Source organism: Caballeronia fortuita (genome assembly GCF_001544835.2).
Taxonomy (GTDB): Bacteria; Pseudomonadota; Gammaproteobacteria; order Burkholderiales; family Burkholderiaceae; genus Caballeronia; species Caballeronia fortuita.
Map to the genome: position 1 here is coordinate 374,674 of NZ_FCNX02000001.1, position 18,432 is coordinate 393,105.

Annotated in this window: 16 protein-coding genes; 5 read left to right on the forward strand and 11 right to left on the reverse strand. The window is 63.7% G+C overall.

The genetic code is table 11. The features are described 5' to 3' along the window. Positions 1-219: 219 nt before the first annotated feature. Positions 220-1,536, forward strand: coding sequence for an EAL domain-containing protein (locus tag AWB77_RS01735; protein WP_061133115.1), 1,317 nt, complete (start codon positions 220-222; stop codon positions 1,534-1,536). Here the strand turns inward: AWB77_RS01735 and AWB77_RS01740 are convergent, their stop codons facing one another. Continuing rightward, positions 1,537-5,094: an indolepyruvate ferredoxin oxidoreductase family protein gene (locus tag AWB77_RS01740; protein WP_061132656.1), complete on the reverse strand. Its 3,558-nt coding sequence runs from the start codon at positions 5,092-5,094 to the stop codon at positions 1,537-1,539. It lies immediately after the preceding gene. Between the two features lie 234 nt (positions 5,095-5,328). Between AWB77_RS01740 and AWB77_RS01745 the strand changes: the two genes are divergently transcribed. Then, a complete protein-coding gene (locus AWB77_RS01745) occupies positions 5,329-5,979 on the forward strand; it encodes a glutathione S-transferase family protein (RefSeq protein ID WP_061133116.1) in 651 nt (216 codons plus the stop codon). Here AWB77_RS01745 and AWB77_RS01750 read toward each other — a convergent pair. The 9 genes from AWB77_RS01750 to AWB77_RS01790 all read right to left on the reverse strand — a co-directional run bounded on the left by AWB77_RS01750 (position 5,976) and on the right by AWB77_RS01790 (position 13,680). Beyond that, positions 5,976-6,221: a hypothetical protein gene (locus AWB77_RS01750; RefSeq protein WP_061133117.1), complete on the reverse strand. Its 246-nt coding sequence runs from the start codon at positions 6,219-6,221 to the stop codon at positions 5,976-5,978. The genes AWB77_RS01745 and AWB77_RS01750 overlap by 4 nt on opposite strands. A gap of 30 nt (positions 6,222-6,251) precedes the next feature. Beyond that, on the reverse strand, positions 6,252-6,473 hold the full coding sequence (locus AWB77_RS01755; RefSeq protein WP_061132657.1) for a hypothetical protein: 222 nt from the start codon (positions 6,471-6,473) through the stop codon (positions 6,252-6,254). Between the two features lie 65 nt (positions 6,474-6,538). Continuing rightward, positions 6,539-7,450 carry a carbohydrate kinase family protein gene (locus AWB77_RS01760; protein ID WP_061132658.1) on the reverse strand — a complete coding sequence of 304 codons (912 nt, stop codon included), beginning with the start codon at positions 7,448-7,450 and terminating at the stop codon, positions 6,539-6,541. A 5-nt stretch (positions 7,451-7,455) separates the two neighbouring features. After that, complete coding sequence (locus tag AWB77_RS01765) at positions 7,456-8,709, reverse strand: AGE family epimerase/isomerase (protein WP_061132659.1); 1,254 nt, start codon at positions 8,707-8,709, stop codon at positions 7,456-7,458. After that, a complete protein-coding gene (locus tag AWB77_RS01770) occupies positions 8,706-9,725 on the reverse strand; it encodes a LacI family DNA-binding transcriptional regulator (protein WP_061132660.1) in 1,020 nt (339 codons plus the stop codon). Before AWB77_RS01770 ends, AWB77_RS01765 begins: the two co-directional genes overlap by 4 nt. Before the next feature lie 208 nt (positions 9,726-9,933). After that, entirely contained in the window at positions 9,934-10,545 is a 612-nt protein-coding gene (locus AWB77_RS01775; protein WP_061132661.1) for a class I SAM-dependent methyltransferase, read from the reverse strand. After that, complete coding sequence (locus AWB77_RS01780) at positions 10,542-11,333, reverse strand: PIG-L deacetylase family protein (protein ID WP_061132662.1); 792 nt, start codon at positions 11,331-11,333, stop codon at positions 10,542-10,544. The genes AWB77_RS01775 and AWB77_RS01780 overlap by 4 nt, the downstream gene beginning before the upstream one ends. Then, a complete protein-coding gene (locus AWB77_RS01785) occupies positions 11,321-12,319 on the reverse strand; it encodes an acyl-CoA dehydrogenase family protein (protein WP_341844941.1) in 999 nt (332 codons plus the stop codon). The genes AWB77_RS01780 and AWB77_RS01785 overlap by 13 nt, the downstream gene beginning before the upstream one ends. Positions 12,320-12,660: 341 nt before the next feature. Beyond that, entirely contained in the window at positions 12,661-13,680 is a 1,020-nt protein-coding gene (locus AWB77_RS01790; protein ID WP_061132664.1) for a bile acid:sodium symporter family protein, read from the reverse strand. A gap of 515 nt (positions 13,681-14,195) precedes the next feature. Between AWB77_RS01790 and AWB77_RS01795 the strand changes: the two genes are divergently transcribed. Next, positions 14,196-14,564: a hypothetical protein gene (locus AWB77_RS01795; RefSeq protein WP_061132665.1), complete on the forward strand. Its 369-nt coding sequence runs from the start codon at positions 14,196-14,198 to the stop codon at positions 14,562-14,564. Positions 14,565-15,054: 490 nt separating this feature from the next. Then, entirely contained in the window at positions 15,055-16,167 is a 1,113-nt protein-coding gene (locus tag AWB77_RS01800) for a porin (protein ID WP_061132666.1), read from the forward strand. Between the two features lie 70 nt (positions 16,168-16,237). Here AWB77_RS01800 and AWB77_RS01805 read toward each other — a convergent pair whose 3' ends face one another. Continuing rightward, positions 16,238-17,200 carry an NAD(P)H-dependent flavin oxidoreductase gene (locus AWB77_RS01805; RefSeq protein ID WP_061132667.1) on the reverse strand — a complete coding sequence of 321 codons (963 nt, stop codon included), beginning with the start codon at positions 17,198-17,200 and terminating at the stop codon, positions 16,238-16,240. 287 nt (positions 17,201-17,487) lie between these two features. Between AWB77_RS01805 and AWB77_RS01810 the strand changes: the two genes are divergently transcribed. Then, positions 17,488-18,375, forward strand: coding sequence for an alpha/beta fold hydrolase (locus AWB77_RS01810; RefSeq protein WP_061133118.1), 888 nt, complete (start codon positions 17,488-17,490; stop codon positions 18,373-18,375). Positions 18,376-18,432: the final 57 nt, after the last annotated feature.

Sequence of the window (18,432 nt, forward strand, 5' to 3'; positions counted from 1 at the left end):
TGCCGGTGCGTGTGCACCTGAAATCGTCTTACAGCGGTGCATCGGAGACGCAAAAGTCCCGCTGGCCGCGTCGCGCTCTGCGCATGGAGCTTGCTTTATCGAAAGCCACGGGATGAAGCGGCTCCCGACGAGATCATCGAGGGCGGTTCTTATGAAAATGGTATGGGGCATCACGCGGTCTACCGCGTTTCGCCGGGACGTTCGGGTGGAGGCAGCGGCATGGTGATCGCAAACCCCGAGAAGACGACGGTTTCCGCGCGCAGCTTCGAGCTCGGCGTGACCTCGGGATTCGACCGCTATTCGGTCGAGCACGGCGGGTTGACGTTATCGAGCGTCTTTCAGCCGGTATTCAGCCTGTCGCACATGCGCGCGGTCGGCTACGAAGGCTTGTTGCGCGCCCACGATGCGCTCGATCGCCCGGTGTCGCCGCTCGACGTCTTCGGACAGGCATCGCGTGTCGGCGAGGCGTTGCAGATCGACCGGCTCGCGCAAGCGCTGCATCTGGAAAACTTCAAGATGCTCGGCGCGCGCGACGAATGGCTCTTTCTCAACGTCCATCCGGGCGCGCTCACCGAGCCATATCACGCGGCCGCGCTGCTCGCGAATCTGCGGCGTCTGAATCTCGAGCCGCGCCGTGTCGTGCTCGAAGTGCTGGAGCAAAGCGCCGAAGACATCGAGCGGCTCGCGCTCGCGGTGCAGCAGTTCCGCGATCACGGCTTTCTCATCGCGCTCGACGATTTCGGCGCGGGGCACACGAATATCGAGCGAATCTGGCAACTCGATCCCGATATCGTCAAGCTCGATCGCGTGATGCTCTCGCACGCCGGACACAACGTTCACGCGCCGCTGTCCGCGCGCTCGCTCAAGCAGCGGCAGAACATGGAGGCGGTGCTGTCGGGCATCGTGTCGCTGTTGCACGAGGCGGGCAAGCTCGTGCTGATCGAAGGCGTCGAGACCGAGCACGAAGCGCAACTCGCGCTCGCGAGCGGCGCGGACTTCGTGCAGGGCTTTTTCTTTGCTCGGCCGCATCCGGGTCTCGCGGATGGCGTACACGCGCAGAACGTGATCGGTGAATTGACCGAGCGTTATCGCATGCAGATCGAAGTGCGCGAGCGGCGCGTCGCCACGCGCCTTCAGCCGTATATCCGCGCGTTCGAGCGTGCGGCCGAGCGGCTGGCGGCGGGCGAGCCGCTCGAAGAAGTGTGCTGGAATTTTCTCGCGCTGGATAACGCCGCGCGCTGCTTCCTGCTCGACCAGAACGGCCGGCAGGCGGGCCGCAATGTCGTGCTGCGCGCCGATCGCGCCGCGCACGAGGCGCGCTTTCTGCCGCTCATCGACGCACAAGGCGCCAACTGGCTGCGCCGTCCGTATTTCCGCGCGGCGCTCGGCGACCCCGAGCGCGTGCATGTGACGAAGCCGTATCTATCGATCAACGAGGCGATGCCGTGCGTCACGCTCTCCGTGGAGACGCGCTCGCAGGGCAAGCGCTGCGTGCTGTGCGGCGACATCGACTGGCTGCCCGACGATACCGACTGATCATTTCGCGACGACGATCGGGATCGACTTCAGCCCCTTGACCGTGCCGATGGCGTCGCGGACCGCATCGCCCGTCGCCGCTTCGATGCCGATGCGCGCCGCGACGTCGCGTTCGCTGCGCTTGACCATCGCGACGTTCGAGAGCTTCACGTGCCCGTAGCCGCGCACCTTCTCGAATAGCGCGGCGAGCGCCTGAACGTCCTTCGCGTTGCCGGCATCCATGCGAGACAGCGCGCGCGTCATCGTGATCTCGAAGTCGTCGGCGAGCTGGCGTTCCATGCGGCGTTCGAGCGTTCTGCCGAAGACATCGAGCGCGGTGCCGCGCAGCGCGCGAAACTTCGCGAGGCCGCCAAGCACGGGCCACATCCACTGGCCGAACACTTTCTTCTTCGGCGCGCCGTGCGACAGAGCCGGCGGCGCGAAGTTGAACTTCACCGTATAGCTTTCGCCGGCCGTGCCTTCGAACTGCGCGCCGAGCGCGGCGCGAAACGCCGGGTCCGAATGCAGGCGCGCGACTTCGTATTCGTCCTTCACGGCGAGCAGCTTGTAGAACGAGATCGCGATGGCGCGCTTCACATCCTCATTCGACGACGCCTTCGCAAGCAGCGCCCGATATCGCTTCACAAACTTTGCGCCGCCATACGCGAGCAAGCGCGTTTCGCGATCGCCGATGAGTTCCGCAAGCGACATCTCCGCCATCACCGAACGTTTCTCCTGCGCCAAAGCCGTCAGCGATTCGAGCGCGTTCATGTCCGCCGCCGCGAGACGGCCGATCGAGAATGCCAGCTTGTTGGCCGCGACCGCGACATTGTTCAGCTCGATGGCGCGCATCAGCGCCGCGAGCGACAGCGGCACGAGGCCGAGTTGCCACGCGAAGCCCAGCATGAGAATGTTCGCGCCGATGGTATCGCCGAGAAAACGCTGCGCGAGCGCCTGCGCGTCGCAACTGCGCATCGCGTCGCGCGCATCGGGACCGGCGGCGTGGCGCATCTTGTCGAGCAAGGCATCGGCGTGAAGGTTCGCTTCCGGGTTCTGCACGAAAGTCGCGTTCGGAATCGCGTGCGTGTTCACGACGATCTTCGTGCGATCGTGCCGCACCGTCTGCAACGCTTCCGGACTCGCGCCGACGACCATATCGCACGCGAGCAGCAAGTCGGCCTGTTGCGTGTCGATGCGCACCTGGTTGAGCAGCGCATCGGTCGCGGCGAAGCGCACGAACGACAGCACCGAGCCGCCTTTCTGCGCGAAGCCCATGAAATCGAGCACCGACGCGCTCTTGCCTTCCAGATGCGCCGCCATGCTGATGAGCGCGCCGACCGTCACGACGCCCGTGCCGCCGACGCCCGTCACCAGAATGTCGTACGGCGCGTGGTCGAGCTGACCTTGCGGCAGCGCGAGCGCATCGACGCGGCGCGCGAGTTCGGCGGGATCGAACGCGTGGCCTTCGGCTTTCTTCAGCTTGGCGCCTTCGACCGTAACGAAGCTCGGGCAGAAGCCGTTCACGCACGAATAATCCTTGTTGCACGACGACTGATCGATACGGCGCTTGCGTCCGAGTTCCGTCTCGACCGGCTCGACCGACAGACAATTCGACTGCACGCCGCAATCGCCGCAGCCTTCGCACACGGCTTCGTTGATGAAAAGACGCTTGTCCGGATCGGGGAATTCGCCTTTCTTGCGGCGGCGGCGCTTTTCGGCGGCGCAGGTCTGATCGTAGATGAGCACGGTGACGCCCGGCGTGTCGCGCAGACGGCGCTGCACGCCGTCGAGTTCGCCACGATGATGGAACGTCGTGCCGCGCGGAAACTGGTCTTCGTGGCCGATGTACTTCTCCGGCTCGTCACTCACGACGACCAGTAACGCGATGCCTTCCGCCTCGACCTGCCGCGCGATCTGCGGCACGGAAATGCTGCCGTCGACGGGCTGGCCGCCAGTCATCGCGACGGCGTCGTTGTAGAGAATCTTGTACGTGATGTTCGCTTTCGCCGCGACGGCCTGGCGGATCGCGAGGATGCCGGAATGGAAGTACGTGCCGTCGCCGAGATTCTGGAAAACGTGCGGGGTCTTCGTGAACATCGAGTGCGACGCCCAGTCGACGCCTTCGCCGCCCATCTGGATGAGCCCGGTCGTGTCGCGCTCCATCCACGACGCCATGAAGTGACAGCCGATGCCCGCCTGCGCCACCGATCCTTCCGGCACTTTCGTCGACGTATTGTGCGGACAGCCGGAGCAGAAGTACGGCGTGCGCTTCACGGCATCGGCGACATTGGAGAGGATGTGCGGCGCGACGAGATCGACCACGCGGTCGCGGCGATCGAGCGCGGGCTTGTGACGCGCGAGCCAGTCCGCGAACACCGGCAGCACGCGCGACGGACGCAGTTCACCGAGCGCGGAAAGCAGTTGCGCGCCGTCGCGCGCGTTCTTGCCGACAACTACCGGCCGCGCGCCATCGACGCGGTTATAGAGGTGATCCTTGATCTGCTGCTCGATCACCGGTCCTTTCTCTTCGATCACGAGCACTTCGGAAAGACCTTCGACGAACGTTTCGAGCCGCGTCGTTTCCAGCGGATACGACAGCCCGACTTTGTAGATGCGCACGCCGGCGGCATCGAGATCGTCGACGGTGAGATCGAGGCGGCGCAGCGCTTCCATCAGATCGAGATGCGCCTTGCCGCACGTCACGATGCCGACATTCGCGCGCGGACTCGGCGCGATCCACTTGTCGATGCTGTTCGCGCGCGCGAAGTGGCGCACGGCGTCGATCTTCGCGGCGAGGCGCGCTTCGATCGTCAGACTCGGCAGATCGGGCCAGCGGTTGTGCAGTCCGCCTTGCGGCGGCGTGAAGTCGCCGGGCGCGGTCCAGCCGGTGCGGATGGCGTCGAGATCGACGGTCGATCCTGATTCGACCGTCTCCGAAATCGCCTTGAAGCCGATCCACGCGCCCGAAAAGCGCGACAGCGCCCAGCCGTAGAGGCCGAACTCCAGCATGTCCGCCACGTTCGACGGATTCACCACCGGCATGTGCCACGAGATCATCGTCTGGTCGCTCTGATGCGGCATCGACGACGACACGCAGCCGTGGTCATCGCCCGCGACGACGAGCACGCCGCCGTGCGGCGACGAGCCGTACGCGTTGCCGTGCTTGAGCGCATCGCCCGCGCGGTCGACGCCCGGACCCTTGCCGTACCACATCGCGAACACGCCATCGACGGTGCGTTCCGGATCCGATTCCACGCGCTGCGTGCCGAGCACGGCAGTGCCGCCCAGTTCCTCGTTGATCGCGGGCAGAAAGCGTACATCGTGCGAAGCGAGGAGTTTTTTCGCTTTCCACAGTTGCTGATCGACCATGCCGAGCGGCGAGCCGCGATAGCCGCTGATGAACCCGGCGGTGTTCAGTTGCGCCGCGCGGTCGAGTTCGCGCTGCATCAGGACGAGGCGCACGAGCGCCTGCGTGCCCGTGAGGAAGATTCGTCCTCTGGTCGCGCTCAGGTTGTCGCTGAGCTGATAGTCCGACAGCGCGGGAGGAAAAAGGGCATCGGCGGGGACGCGCGCGTTCATGGAATCTCCGTAAATTTTTGTGTGTGAGGCAATACGACATTCTTTGCCGTCAATAGCGGAATGTTTTTGCGCACTCGTTGGCTTTGCACCGCTATCCAGAAGCAATCGGCCTGTTTTCAACCGGAACGAGAGAAAACTTCCCCGAATGGTGGCGGCTGCACGTAAACCCTGATCGGGCGAAGACGCGTGAAAGGGCTAACCTGAATGCCTCGAAAGCCAACCAGACCGATGCCGATGAAGCTCTTCTACTGGCCGAAGACGCGCGCCTTCCGCGCGCTGTGGATGCTCGAAGAAATGCGCGTGCCCTACGAACTGGCGTTCGTGAACATCCGCGCAGGCGCGCAGAAGGATCCGAATTTCTGCCGCGTCAATCCAATGTCGAAGCTGCCCGCGCTCGAAGACGGCGGCGTACGCGTGGCCGAATCGGGCGCGGTGCTGCTCTATCTCGCGGATCGATATCCGGATACCGCGCTCGGCGTGCCGTTCGACGATCCGTCGCGCGGCCGCTTTCTGCAATGGATGTTTTTCACGGGTTCGTGTCTCGAGCCGGCGATGGCCGAGCGCATGACCGGCGCGCAAGGCAACACCGTGAGCTTCGGTTGGGGCGATCTCGCGCGCGTCGAGCACGCGATCGAAGATGCGCTGGAAGAAGGGCAGTGGCTGCTCGGCGATCCGTTCACCGCCGCCGACATCCTCATGGCGAGCACGCTGCAGATCGCGTTCAAGGCGAAGCTGATCGAGCCGCAGGGCGTGCTGTTCGATTACGTCGAACGCTCGCTCGCCCGCGAGGGCTACGAGCGCGCGTCAGCGATCGATCATCGCGAAGCGGAGCGGCTTGCGCTGAACGCGCACGCGGGCGTCGCGCATTCGCCGAACGAACCTTAAGGGAACGCGCGCGGCTTCGGAATGCCCGCGCCTGCTTCGATATCCGACACCGCGCGCTGATGCGCGAGTTCGATGGCTTCGGCTTTGTCGGCGAGACCGTCGTCGCCGCCTACGGTCGTCCACTCCTGCACGGCCTTGTCGTGATGACGGATCTCGTACTCCGCGTCCCAGCGCGAGCCTTGCAGCTCGACCGGCCTCACGTGAATGGCGTAGACGCCGTAAAGGAAAATCTGCTCCGGCATGATGTCCTCCGATGCGGCCATGCGGCGTGGCTAAAGCTCGATTTCCCCGAGGATGCGGTGCGCGAGCGCGCGCGCTTCGTCGAGCGCTTCTTCTTCGTTGCCCGATGCGGCTTCCACTTCGTAGAGCGTCGCTTCGGTATCCTCGCCGTCGTCGCGGGAGAGCGAGACGAGGCCCTGGAACTGGCCGCCGTCGATGGCGCGCACGCCGATCGTCGCGGTATAGAGACCTTTCGTGTAGATGGTGTCTTCCATGATGGATCCGCCTCCGGGCAAGGACGAATCCATGCTAGCACGCTGATATGTAACGCGTGCGACGCTTATTTCAGCAATTCCTCGACCTCTTCCAGCGACGGCGAATGCGCGCCCGAGTGACGGCACGCCGCCGCGCCTGCCGCGAGCGCGAACTTCAGGTGATCCGGCCATTCGCCGTGGCGCGACATGAGGCTGTAGAGCAATCCGCCGATGGACGCATCGCCTGCGCCGACCGTATCCGCCACTTCGACGCTCGGTGGACGCGCGCTGTATTGCTTGTCGGCGGCGTAGAGCGTGGCTTCGGCGGAGCCGCGCGTGACGAGGACGGTCGCCTGCGGGTTCATCGAACGGATTTTGGCGAGCGCGTCCGCTTCGGGCATGCCCTTGAACAACATGTGCAGGTCTTCGTCGGACACCTTGATGAGATCGGCGAGGCTCGCCATGTTGCGCAAGATCGGCTCGTAGCCGTGCTCCATCAGATTGCGATAATTCGGATCGAAGCTGATCTTCACGCCGTGCTCGCGCAACTGCCGCGCAAGTGCCGCGAGCGTCGCGCCGAGCGGCTGGCGCACGAGGCTGATGCAGCCGAAGTGCGCCCACTTCACGCGCTCCATCCAGCCTTGCGGCAGCCGCGACGGATCGAACGCGAGGTCCGCGCCGTTCTCGCCCATGAAGTAATAGGTGGGCGGCTGCGTCTTGTGGACGATCGCGAGCAAGGGCGGCCGCTCGACACGCTGCATGAAGCGCATGTCGAGACCCGATGCGACGCTCGCTTCCCACAGATCGTCGGAGAAATTGTCGGTGCCGAGCGAGCCGGCGCAGGCCGTCGGCAGGCCGAGCCGCGCCACCGCGCGCGCGACGTTCCAGCCCGCGCCGCCCGGACGCGAAAGCCAGCTCGACACGTCCGTGCGGATCATGTCGGTGAGGATGTCGCCGGCTGAGACGAACTGCGGAAAGTTGGGTTGCTCGCTTGCCATTCTTGTCACCGTTGAGTCGAGGTCGGGGCCAGCGCGTTGAGCACTTCGTAGCACGCGCCCATCGTGTGATAGTCGGTCTTGCCGGCGGGGCTTTTCTCGTCGCCGTATTTGCGGTTGTCGCACGTCAGGATGCGATACCACGCGCCGTATTCGTGATCGACGAAATGCGCCCAGCTATAGCGCCAGAGTTCGTCGTAGCAATCCCAGAAACGCTCGCGTCCCGTGCGCGCGCCGAGCAGCGCCGCCGCCGCGAAGCTTTCCGCCTGCACCCAGAAGTATTTGTCGTGGTCGCAGATGGAGTCGTCCGGGCCGAAACCGTAGTACAGACCGCCGTGGCGGCTGTCCCACGCGCGGTTGAAGCCGGCGTCGAACAGTTCGACGGCGCGCCCGGCGAGCCATGGCAACGCGCGGTGCCGCTCGAGGATCAGCAGCAGCTTCGCCCATTCGGTCTGATGCCCCGGCTGGAAGCCCCACGGACGAAAGATGTTCGAACTGTCCGATTCGTTGTAATGCCAGTCGACCGACCAGTCGCGATGAAAATGCTCCCACACCATGCCGTGCGACAGCTTCGCCTGACGCAACGTGATGTTGCTGGCGAGCATCGAAGCGCGGTCCAGATAGATGACGTGGCCGGTCGCCTCGTAGGCGGCGAGCAGCGCCTCGGTCGCGTGCATGTTCGCGTTCTGCCCGCGATAGTCCGAAAGGCGCCAGTCGGGCGTGGCTTCGTCGGCGTAGAGACCGGCTTCGGCGTCCCAGAAGCGCTTTTCCATCAGCGCGAAGGTTTCGTCGATCATGGGCGTCGCTTCGTCGATGCCCGCCATCGCCGCGTGCGCGCAAGCGAGCAGCACGAACGCCATGCCGTAGCAGTGGCGCGTGCCGTCGAGCGTGCGCTTGCCGCCGTCGCGCCACTCGATTTCCCAGTCGTAGCCTTCGTTCGCGGCGTCCCAGTGCGCGTCGCGCAGAAATTCGAACGCGTGGCGCGCGTCGTCCTGATAGCGCGTGTCGCCGAAGTGGCGGAACGCCATCGCGTAATTGAAGACGAAACGCGTGCTGCTGACGAGATGGCGCGTCGTGCGGTTATAGACGCTGCCGTCGTCCTTGAAGAAATGAAAGAATCCGCCGGACGGGTCGCGCGCGTTGGGCGCGTAGAACGCGAGCGTGTCGCGCACGTGGGAGAGCAGGAAGTCGCGGCTGCGGAAATCGATCGCGCGTTCTGCTGGCGCCGGTTCCGCGAGGGCAGGTGAGGCGGTCATGTTCATGGCGTGCTGATGTCCTGTTTCGTGCCCGAACTCGCGCGAGGAACGAAATTGACGGCGACGAGCGTGTCGGCCTGGCTCGGCGGGCTCGATTGATCTTCCAACAGCAATTCGACGCCGCGGCGTCCGAGCGCTTCCTTGTCGACGGTGACGGTCGAAAGCGGCGGCGTGCTCTGCGCGGCGGCCGGGATATCGTCGAAACCGACGAACGCGATGTCGTCCGGCACGCGCAACCCGTGCGCGAGACAGACGCGCATCGCGGCGAGGGCCGCTGCATCGTTATAGGCGAAAACGGCGTCGGGCAGGGGACTGGATTGCGCGCGGGCGTCGGCGATCAGGCGCTCCATTGCGTCGGCGGCGGCGAGATCGGCGCTCAAGCCCGGCTGCGTCGTGATTTCGAGCATCGGATCGAAAAGCTGGCCGGCGTCGAAATACGCCTTCCGATAACCGAGCGCGCGCTGCGCAATGCTGTGATGCGCGAGCGATCCGCCGATGAACGCGATGCGTTGCCGCCCCTGCGCAAACAGATGCTGCATGGCCAGCGACGCGCCTTTCACGTTGTCGATGTTGACCGAGCGGAAGCCCGGCGCGCGCAGATCGATCAGCACGGTTGGGCGCGCGAGCGAATGCAGATGCGCGAGCAGTTCCGGCTCGACGAAGCCCGCGACCGCAATGGCATCGGGCGCGTGCAGGCGCATCTGCTGCGCGAGATCGTGCGTCGGGCCAGCGGTGAGCACCGACGGCACGAGCCGGCGCTCGCGGCATGCTTCCTCGAAGCCGTTCAGAACGTGCGAAAAAAAAGGGCTGACCGCGAAATTATTGTGCTGCCGATGCAGCAGGAAGGTCACGCGACGAATGCGCGTGCGTAACTGTCCGGAGTCGTAGCCGAGCTGCTGCGCGACTTCGACGACGCGTACACGCGTTGCCTCGGACAAACCTGGTTGATTCTTGAGCGCCCGCGACACTGTCCCGATCGAGACGCTTGCCGCACGCGCGACATCGCGAATGGTGGTGGCCATCGTGTGTTTCAGTCTCCGCCTGTTTCCGGCTGTCTTTCGCCGGGCGCGATGTTTATCCGCGCCTGACGAATTCGCATTCGCTTATTCGAGGCGATTGTATAGTAAAAAAGCGAGAAAACACTCTATACGGAGACTGGAGAAAACCAGTAGAAGCCCGTCGTATATGCGATTTATTGCTGCTTCACTGTTTAGTAAAAGACGAGAAACATTACGATGACGGCTCCCGATCGTGAATCGACCGCTTATCGGGCGTCCAGACGTCGAGGATCAGGTCGTCGTCCCAGTAATGACTGAGCAGCGGGAGACTCATGCGGCCGCGCAGCTTGGCGTGCACTTCGTCGCCGTTCTGCAGCCAGCCCTCGATTGGCCGCCGCCAATGACACGCGACGACCGCGCCATCACGCGACAAGGTCTGATGTATATGCTCGATGATGTGCCATAGCTGCGGCTCGTCAAGGTAATACCCGATCTCGCTGATCACGACGAGATCCAGCTTTCCGGTTGGCCATTCGTCGGGGAGCAGCATCTGCTGAACTTTCACGTTCTCGCATTGCGCGACGCGCCGCTGCGTGAGTTCGACGGCGTCCTCAGCGATGTCCGTGGCGATCAGTTCGTCGCAGCGCGCGGCGAGCAAAGCGGTCAGCTCGCCATTGCCGCAGCCGGGTTCGAACGCACGGGCATAGCGCTCGTGCGGCAGCGACGCGAGCAGAAGCGCCCGTTTGCGCCGTTCGTACCAGCGATGCCTGATCTTCCAAGGATCGTCGTTTTCTCGATAAAGATCATCGAAGTACTGCTTATTAATGTCGTTTGCGTTGTTCATATAAGTACGACTTCGAAAGGCCGTGTCAACCGTGCAAGCACATGCTCGGGAAGCACTGGCGCTTGTCCGGTCGCGGCGTCGGGGTCGAGCTGGCTACGAAAAGCCTGCACGGCACGGAGCTTCCGGGCATGCGTGGCGCCGTCGAGAACGATCCGGCGCGCACGGCTCCATGGCACGCGCGTATCGTCCGGCGACGCCCAGTGCCAGGTCCAAAGCGGCACTTCCACGCAGGGCAGGTCGAGCGCTTGTGCCGCGGCATGCACGGCGCGCCCGGCCGCCTCGTGGTCGGGGTGCCCATCATAGCGCCATGTAGTGAAAATTATGTCGCCTGGTTGAAGATATTCGGATAGCAATCCTGATAGATTTGTCTCGATACGGCCTGGGTCGCCATCCTGCAAACCGAGTCTTGCGACCTGCACCTGACGCAGATGCAGCCGTTGTAGCGCCGCCCGCGTTTCCTGCGGACGCACGCGCGCAAGGCGTTCCGGCGGCCATTCGGACGAATCCGGATGACTCGCGGTGCCGTCCGTCACGGCGATGATGAGGATATTCCGGCTGATTTCCGAGAGACGGGCGAGCAGTCCGCCGGTGCCCAGGATTTCATCGTCGGGGTGTGGCGCAACCACGACAGCCCGTCCGCCGAACGGCACGAGCTCCGCTGGATCGACTTCGGGCAGCGCATTGAGACGCGCCCAACCCTGCCATTCGGCTTCCGGCGTGCCTTCTCCGGAAATCGTGCGATCGACGGCGGCGTTGTCGGTTGGCGTTCCGGTGGTCACACTTGCCATGAAATTCGTCCCTCCTCTAGTACGCGTTCGGCGAGCGAGGCTTCGTCGCGTTCGGCGTGGCTTTGTCGAATGAATACCGGCAGATCGGCCATGAGTTGCGCGAAGTGCGCGTCGCGGCAGAGCGGGCCCGCGCCCAGTGCGCGGCCTGCGTGCTCCACGACCAGCGCTGCTGCGCGTTCCGCGGCAAGGCGCGCGCGCATTGTGGGCGCCATGACATCGGCGTGCGGTTCGCGGTCTATCAATGCCGCGGTCTCGCGCAGCAGCGCGGCGGTGGCGGACAACGCCGTGTCGATCGCGCCGAGATGCGCGAGTGCGTGCGGACCGGCGCGGCGTTTCGCACTGCGCGCGACGAAGCTCGCAATGCCCGATGCCGCGCCGAACCAGCACGCCGCGATGCCCGCGCCGCCTTGCCAGAATCCGGGGCGTTCGAGATAGGCGCGCGGCGCGCCGATCAGCCGCGCGGGCACGTGCTCGAAGCGCACGTCGACGCTCGCGCTCGCTTTCATGCCGACCGCCTGCCAGCCGGTATCGGTGATCGTTACGCCTTCTTGCTTTATGTCGACGGCGGCGAGGACGGGTTCGTCGCGCTCGTTCCACGCACTGACGAGCGCATGCGTCACCGACGCAGCGCCCGAGCACCACGCCTTCGTGCCTTGCAGAAACACGCGATCGGCGCTGCCGTCCAGCGCAGCCAGACGCGCGTTCGGCGGCTCGGCGGCCCAGACGGCCCACGCGTTGCCGACGGCAGATTGTGCGTCATCGAGTTCCGCAAGGATCGCGAGCGCGTCCGTGTGACCTTCGTAGAGCTTGACCAGCGAAAGATCGAAGGCGGCGACCGTGCCGAGCGCGCGCCAGCGATCGGCCGTGCTTCCGTGACCTGGCAGCGGCAACCGGTCCAACCCTGCGCCAATCAACGCATGCAGTGCGCGGCCGACGTCTTCGGCGCTGCCGCGCTGAAAAGGCATGCTGCCGAGAAAGTCGTTCAAGGCGGATGTCGTCGCGTGTTCCTTATCTGCCGGTGGTGAAGTGACGCAAGATGTCCGCATGGCTTGTCCTGTCCGTTTTTGCCCGGTTTTGAACAATAGTGTGGCAAGGCACATGCCCGAGCACCACTCAGCTGAAAGGCATAGGCCGAATTGACGGACAAAACGCGGTCGACTTCCATAAGCCGATGCGAACCGACAGTGTTTTCGGCTTATGCCAAACGGCCGAATCGACGCCGGGACGTTTCCGCGCTCCAATAACGAGAAAAGGCCGCGCGGGGCGGCCTTCAGAAGGAGGATCGAAGATGACGAGGCTGCCAGGGGCGCTCGCGCTAGGGAGCGAATCAGCGGCGTGCGGGCGCGCCGACGCTCTTGCCCTCGCGCGCGGGTTCGGGTGCGGTCTTGCGCGCGCCCCAGCGTTGCGCGAGCACGGCACACACCATCAACTGAATCTGGTGAAAAAGCATCAGCGGGAGCACTACGGCGCCTACTGCGTGCGACGCGAAGATCACCTTTGCCATCGGAATGCCGGAGGCGAGGCTTTTCTTAGATCCGCAGAAGATGATCGTAATCTGGTCCGCGCGCGAGAAGCCGAGGCGCTTGGCCGTGAACGCCGTGATGAAAAGCGCCGCCGCCAGCAGCAGGATATTGACGGCGAGCAGTCCCGCAAGCGTTGCGAGGGAGATCGAATGCCAGATGCCTTCGTTCACGGCCTCGCTGAACGCAACGTACACGACGAGCAGGATCGACCCCTGATCGACGAACTTGAGCATTGCGCGATGCCTGTCGATCCATTTTCCGATCGCCGGCCGCAGCAACTGCCCCGCAATGAACGGCACGAGCAGTTGCAGCGTGATGTTGCCGACGGTATGCCAAGGCGATCCGGTCGTCGCGCCGTGATTGCTCACGACAATCCCGACGAGCGCCGGGGTGATGAAAATGCCGAGCAGGCTCGAAGCGGACGCGCTGCACACGGCAGCCGGCACATTGCCCTTGGCCATCGAGGTAAAAGCGATCGACGATTGCACCGTCGACGGCAGCGTGCAAAGGAACAGGATGCCGGTGTACAGCGCCGGCGTGACGAGCGGTGTCAGCACCGGCTTGAGCGCCAGTCCGAGCAGCGGAAAGAGCGCAAAGGTGCTGAGCAGCACGACGAGATGCAGCCGCCAGTGCGTCGCCCCGGCGATGATCGCCTCGCGCGAGAGCTTCGCGCCGTGCAGGAAGAACAGCAAGCCGATGGCGAAGTCGGTGATCCAGTTGAACGCTACCGCAGCGCTGCCGCGGCAGGGCAGGAAGCTGGCGATGATGACGGTGCCGACGAGCGCCAGCGTGAAGTTGTCGGGAAGAAGTTTGGGCCGTGCCATCAAAGAATCTCGTACCTCGACACACCGGGCTCGCCGCGCGGCATGTTCAGCGTCAAGTCGGGAAAAACCATGATTCTCCCTTGTACTCGATTAAATTGGCAAATTCATTTGCCGAAGCGATTGATGCCGAATTCGCATGAAACCGCCGGCTTCCTGCCAGCGGGCGAAAGATTCAGAGAGCAATTTTCGCGCCTCGGGCACGTCGTTTTGGCATCGCGCCAAACCGTCTATGCAGCACGTTTTTCGTCACATGATTGGGCGTCCGAAAAGCTCGCGCGGAAGGAAAAAACTCTGACGTAACATGGTGTTACAACCATTGTGCAGGTCTAACACTTTTTGGCTCGACTGGCGTCGCGGCGCGAAATAGATTGTTGGATACACCGGTCGGCGGGTCTCTTGCATCGCTTCGATGCCAAGGCTCGGATGCTCCGACTACGACCGGTTGTCCGCCTGAATCGGAGACTCGCTTTTTCGATACACGGACAGGAATATCGTCGGACGCAGGCTGTTTCGACATGGCGCTCACTGGCATCCGCAAGACCACCCGGCTTTTCGCATCCGCAGCGCTCGGCACGCTGGCGGTGGCGGGTTCGCTCGCGCTTGCCGGGCCGCGCGCGGAGTGGTTGTCGTCGGCGGTCTTCAGCGACTCCGCATCGAGCCGGCAGTCGCTGCACTACACGCCTGTCGCCGCGAAAGACGGGCTGACGCCCGTAAGCGCCGAAGTCCGTCCGGGTCCGCGCGTCGAACAAGCGGTTCCGCTGCGTGGCGCGGGTTCGATCCGCGCCGACATCGCGCGCTACAACGAAGAACGCAGCGTGCCGCGCCCGCCCGGCCGTCCAGCGGACGATGGCCGCGCGCCGGTCAACGCGAACTATCGCAACTGATTTCCGCTTTCTCCGTTTGCTGCTCGCGCGCACGGAACGAAAAACGTTCGGCGCGTCTAGCTTCGCTGTCACGATGACGTAATCTCGCCACAGTTACGCATCCAATTTCCTCCGGACATTTCCCCTTTTTTTCTGCGCAAGGACAATGCGCCTGCGCGGAAAAATGTCGTATCTCGAATATTTCAAATGACTTTCGGCGCTTCGTGAGGCGCGCCGGGACTCGCTTTGCGATCGGTTCGCGTTGCTGCTGGCCGCGTCGTGCGTGCGTCGCGATGCGTGTCGCCGAGGCCGCCCTGTCTTCGCCATTATTCGAACCGCTATACCCGCAATAACCAAAAACATTTTTGACCGGAAAAATGGTCCGTAAAGATGGTGCCGCTCCACACGCGATGCCTCTTCGCCCACTAAACCGTCATGCCGGTCAGACGAGGCGAGCGCAACGCAACTCGCCCGCAAAGATTTCAATTTTCGACAAAGAACAGGAGAGTTCATGAAGTCAACCGTCAACCGTGCGCCGAAGATCAAGGTGAGAGCAACGGTCAAGGCCACCGTGGTCGCCGCAGCGATGCTCGGCCTTTTCGCCGGAAGCGCGGCACACGCGCAATCGAGCGTTTCGCTGTACGGCCAGGTCGACGAATGGGTCGGCGCTCAAAAGTTTCCGGGCGGCGATCGCGCGTGGAACGTGAGCGGCGGCGGCATGTCGACGTCGTACTGGGGTTTGAAGGGCGCTGAGGATCTGGGCGGCGGCTACAAGGCCATCTTCACGTTGGAAAGCTTCTTCCGTGCGCAGAACGGCCAGTACGGACGCTTCCAGGGCGACACGTTCTTCGCGCGCAACTCGTACGTCGGCATTCAAGGTCCGATCGGCACGATCACCGCCGGACGCCTGACGACGCAACTCTTCGTCTCGACGATTCTCTTCAACCCGTTCGTCGATTCGTACGTGTTCTCGCCGATGGTCTACCACGTCTTCCTCGGCGCCGGCACGTTCCCGACGTACCGCACGGATCAGGGCGTGGTCGGCGATTCGGGCTGGAACAACTCGGTCCAGTACACGTCGCCTGACTTCAACGGCCTGTCCGGCAGCGTGATGTACAGCTTCGGCAATCAAGCCGGCGACGGCCGCTCGAAGAAGTACAGCGCGCAGTTCCTGTACTTCCACGGCCCGTTCGCGGCGACCGGCGTCTATCAGTACGTGAACTTCAACAACACGCCGGGCGATCTGACGTCGCTCGACGGGTTCGCGACGCCCGGCTACAAGAGCCAGAGCGTCGGCCAGCTCGGTGCGTCGTTCGACATGAAGTACGTCAAGTTCTTCGCTCAGTACATGTACACGAAGAACGACTACGAAGGCCCCGGCACGTTCCACGTCAACACGGGACAAGGCGGCGTGACCGTGCCGCTCGGCCCGGGCACGGTGATGGCGTCGTACGCGTACTCGCGCAGCAACGGCGGTCTCGACCAGACGCACAAGAGCTGGGCGCTCGGTTACGACTATCCGCTCTCGAAACGCACCGACGTCTACGCTGCGTACCTGAACGACAAGTACACCGGCATGTCGACCGGCGATACGTTCGGCGTCGGCATCCGCGCGAAGTTCTAAGCAGCGCGCACGCCGAAACGAAAACACCGCGCTTCGTGCGCGGTATTTTTTTAAGGCATCGAAAGAAGAATCAGCCGATCGAGAGACGCGCCTTCGCGTCGTCGTATTCGCGCTTCAGACGCTGCACCAGTTCGGCTACGCTCGGCACGTCCTCCATCAGGCCGACGCCCTGGCCCGCGCCCCAGATGTCCTTCCACGCCTTCGCCTTGCTCGTGCCTTCGGCGAAGTTCATCGCGGTTTTGTCGGAGATGGGCAGCGCGTCGGGATCGAGACCCGAACGCGCGATGCTCTCGCGGATGTAATTGCCGTGCACGCCGGTGAAGAGATTCGTGTAGACGATGTCGGCGGCGGTTGCATCGACGATCGCGCGTTTGTAGTCGTCGAGCGCGTGCGCTTCTTTCGTCGCGATGAAGCGCGTGCCCATGTACGCGAGGTCCGCGCCCATCGCTTGCGCCGCGAGAATCGAGCCGCCGTTGGCGATCGCGCCCGACAGCACGATCGGGCCGTCGAACATGCGCCGCACTTCGCCGACGAGCGCGAACGGCGATGTCGTGCCCGCGTGACCGCCCGCGCCCGCCGCGACGAGAATCAGCCCGTCGACGCCCGCTTCGAGCGCCTTCTGCGCGTGACGCAGATTGATGACGTCGTGCAGCACGATGCCGCCGTACGAATGCACCGCGTCGATCATCTCCTTGACCGGCGCGCGCAGGCTCGTGATGAAGATCGGCACCTTATGCTCGACACAGACGCGCACGTCCTGTTCAAGCCGCGCGTTCGACTGATGCACGATCTGATTGACAGCGATCGGCCCGATGACCGCGGCGGGATTCGCGGCCTTGTGCGCGGCGAGTTCGCCCTGAATCTGCGTGAGCCATTCGTCGAGTAGTTCAGCGGGGCGCGCGTTGAGCGCCGGAAACGAACCGACGATGCCCGCCTTGCATTGCGCGAGCACGAGTTCCGGATAACTGACGATGAACATCGGCGAGCCGACGACGGGCAACGCGAGGTGCTGCAAGATGGCGGGCAGGGCCATGGCACGAATCTCCTGAGTGTCCGGCAGCATTGAGATCATTCTAGAAAAATGGCACGCGATTCGGCACGCACGATCATTTTCCAGAAAGCACGCATAACGGCCAGAGAAAATGGATAGCCAAAAAGGGCAGCGAACGATCGTTCGATTATAAGCACGTTGCCTGTGCCGGGGCATTCGCCATTTCCCGAAGAAGTATTCGGTTTCGACGCCTGGCGCGCCCTTCGCGCATTGGCGTGCGCGCGGCCGCGCCTACAATGGTCCGCAACGTTACAGACAAGAAGAAGACCATGTCATTCGAAGGCTACGAGCCCTTTCGTGTCGATGTCGGCGTCGAAATCGCCGGAATGAAGGGCGGCGACGGGCCGCCGCTGCTTCTTCTGCACGGTCACCCGCAAACGCATGAAATCTGGCACAAGTGTGCCGGCGAACTCGCGAAGCACTTCACCGTGATCGCCACGGACTTGCGCGGTTACGGCGCATCCGGCAAACCCGAGAGCGATGCGCGCCACACGCCGTATTCGAAACGCGCGATGGCCGCCGATCAAGTCGCGGTCATGCGTCACTTCGGCTTCGAGCGCTTTCTCGTCTGCGCGCACGATCGCGGTGCGCGCGTCGCGCATCGGATGGCGATGGACTTCCCCGATGCCGTCGATCGTCTGATGCTGCTCGATATCGCGCCGACGCTCGCGATGTACGAAGCCACCGACCGCGAATTCGCGACCGCGTACTTCCACTGGTTCTTCCTGATTCAGCCGGCGCCGCTGCCCGAACTGCTGATCGGCGGCAATCCGGGCGCGTATATCGATCGCGTGATGGGCAATCGTCACGCTGGCCTCGCGCCGTTCGCGCCGCACGCATTACAGGCGTACCGCGACGCGCTCGCATCGCCCGGCACGATCTTCGGGATCTGCGAGGACTATCGCGCGTCGGCGAGCATCGACCTCGAACACGATCGCGCCGATCTCGAACGCGGCATGAAGATCGCGTGTCCGCTGCGCGTGTTGTGGGGAGCCGAAGGCGTCATCGAACGATGCTTCGATGCGCTCGAAGAATGGCGGCGCGTCGCGCGCGACGTGAGCGGCCGCGCGTTGCCCTGCGGCCACTACATTCCCGAGGAACAGCCCGCCATGCTGCTCGCCGAAATGCGCTCGTTCTTCGACGCCAATGTCCCTTGAAACCCGCGCCGGCATTGGGTCTTACGCCGATTCAGGTGATCGTTAAAATTTTGTAGG